This is a genomic window from Acidobacteriota bacterium (assembly GCA_033549365.1).
Lineage (GTDB): Bacteria > Acidobacteriota > Aminicenantia > Aminicenantales > Saccharicenantaceae > JAWSUF01.
Window position 1 is genome coordinate 1 of sequence record JAWSUF010000041.1, and the last position, 1,831, is coordinate 1,831.

The following is a 1,831-nucleotide window of genomic DNA, read 5'->3' on the forward strand; positions in this document are numbered from 1 at the left end:
TCGATTCCAAAAGAGCGGTCGTTTTTTTCTCCAACCGACCCAGACGCCGGCGCAAAACCCTACCATTCCCATGAAGTTGGCATAAAGAAAATGGGAGAGATTGTCCGTCAGTCGCATCAAAAAATATGACGGTTGGCCTGAAGTCCACGAAGAGAGCAGGATGGAGAAGACCGCAACGCCCAGAAAAAATGTCAGAAGCGCTCCGACGATTCTCCCCGAAAGCAGCCGGGCGATAAAAAAGCCGCAGGCGAAGAGAACGATCAGAGACGCCCAGTCGAAGGGATATCCCCAATACATGTCAACCTCCTTTCGTCGAATGTCATGATATTTCTATTCACCCGGGAGCGACTCGGAGGATCTTTCCGAGTCGTCGGCCGGCGTGACCTCTTCGAGGTTTTCCGTTCCGTTGGGGCGGCATTCATAAGGCGGGCCACTCACGGTGACCGGGCCGGTGACACCCAACTTGGCGGCCTTGGCGAAGGCGCCTCCGAGAAGATCATCGATCAGATAGCGTTCGGGGCGCACCCCGAAATTTTCCGAGCGGACTTTCTGCATCAATTCGACAACGACATTGGGCTCGACGAATGCGACTTTAAGGCCGTACTCCTCGGCGACTTCGGCAATGGCAAGAGCCACGATTTCCGCCCGGATCTCGGGACTCAAGGCGCGATAAACAAGAAACCTTCCGATCCTGCCGACGATCTCCGGCGCAATGCCGGCGGCATGGAGCCTTCGGCGGCAAACCTCATCTTCAACCGTACGGTTTCCAAAAGCATTGCGACTTTCCAACTCGGCCAGGATTTCCTTCGAGTCCAGATTCGATGTGAACATGAAGACAGCGTATCGACAGTCGACCTCTCGGCCGGACGATGAACGGGCGGCCGTCGACAAGCGCCCGGCATCCATCGCGTTCATCAGGACACGAAGGATTGCGGGATGAGCCTTCTCGATTTCGTCGAAAAGCACAATCGTGCGGGGGTTGGCCCGCAGGGCATCCAGAAGTTGACTGCCCTCTCCGTGACCGATGTACCCCTGGGGCGCACCGATCAATTGGCTCACGCGATGTTCTTCCTGATATTCCGACATGTCGAGTCTCAAGAACTGATATCCGTTGTTCTCGTCATCGAATTCCCTGAGCACCTCGGCCAAGACCTCGGCGGTCCTCGTCTTCCCTACCCCCGAGGGCCCGACGGCAAAAACGACGGCCGGCCTCGCAGGCCGCCGACGCGCACAATGGCGAACCATCACGGAGGAAAGAACCTTGAGAGCCGCCTCCTGTCCGAGAACACGCTTCTCAAGACGCGCGAAAAGAGCGTCTTCATCCATGTAAAACGCCCGGTTGATGACGCGGATCCCTTCTCGGACAGCCGGCATATCGGTCAAATTCGAAGCCGACGGCCCGCCCGGAGCCGGCCCTTGTGTCGAGTTGTTCACGGAGGCAACACCGAACGATTCGGCCAAGGGCCCCTGTATCCATTCCCTCAGCACCGCAAAAGACGGAAACCTCTTCTCTCCGGCCGCAATCCATTCCCGCACGGCCGCACTCTGTCCTCTGTACTGAACTCCGCGCGTCACCAGAAGACACGCCCCTCCTCCTTCTTCGGCAGATTCAAACCCGACATCGGCCTGCCCCGGTTGACAGCCCGGCGGAAGCTCCTGATCTCGAAAAAGAATGCAGGACCTCCGAGCCCGCTCCTCAAGCTCGCGAAAAGCCGCCTCGTCCCCACTAAGAAACTGTCTCATCCCATATCCTCCTTTTCACTCCTATTCCCCACATCTCTCGCCTCAACATCCAATCGCGTATCCCCAATCCTCCCCACCAATTCCCTCA

The 1,831-nt window shown here is 57.6% G+C and carries 2 protein-coding genes; both read right to left on the reverse strand.

The annotated features are described in order from the left end of the window. Positions 1-297 (reverse strand): hypothetical protein (locus SCM96_15915; protein ID MDW7762102.1); only part of this gene is annotated, 297 nt, incomplete at its 3' end. 33 nt (positions 298-330) lie between these two features. Further along, complete coding sequence (locus tag SCM96_15920) at positions 331-1,743, reverse strand: AAA family ATPase (protein MDW7762103.1); 1,413 nt, start codon at positions 1,741-1,743, stop codon at positions 331-333. Positions 1,744-1,831: the final 88 nt, after the last annotated feature.

What these genes read in the sequence shown, in the direction of transcription:
- SCM96_15920 (MDW7762103.1), bottom strand. Translation starts at nt 1,743, where the DNA reads ATGAGACAGTTTCTTAGTGGGGACGAGGCGGCTTTTCGCGAGCTTGAG.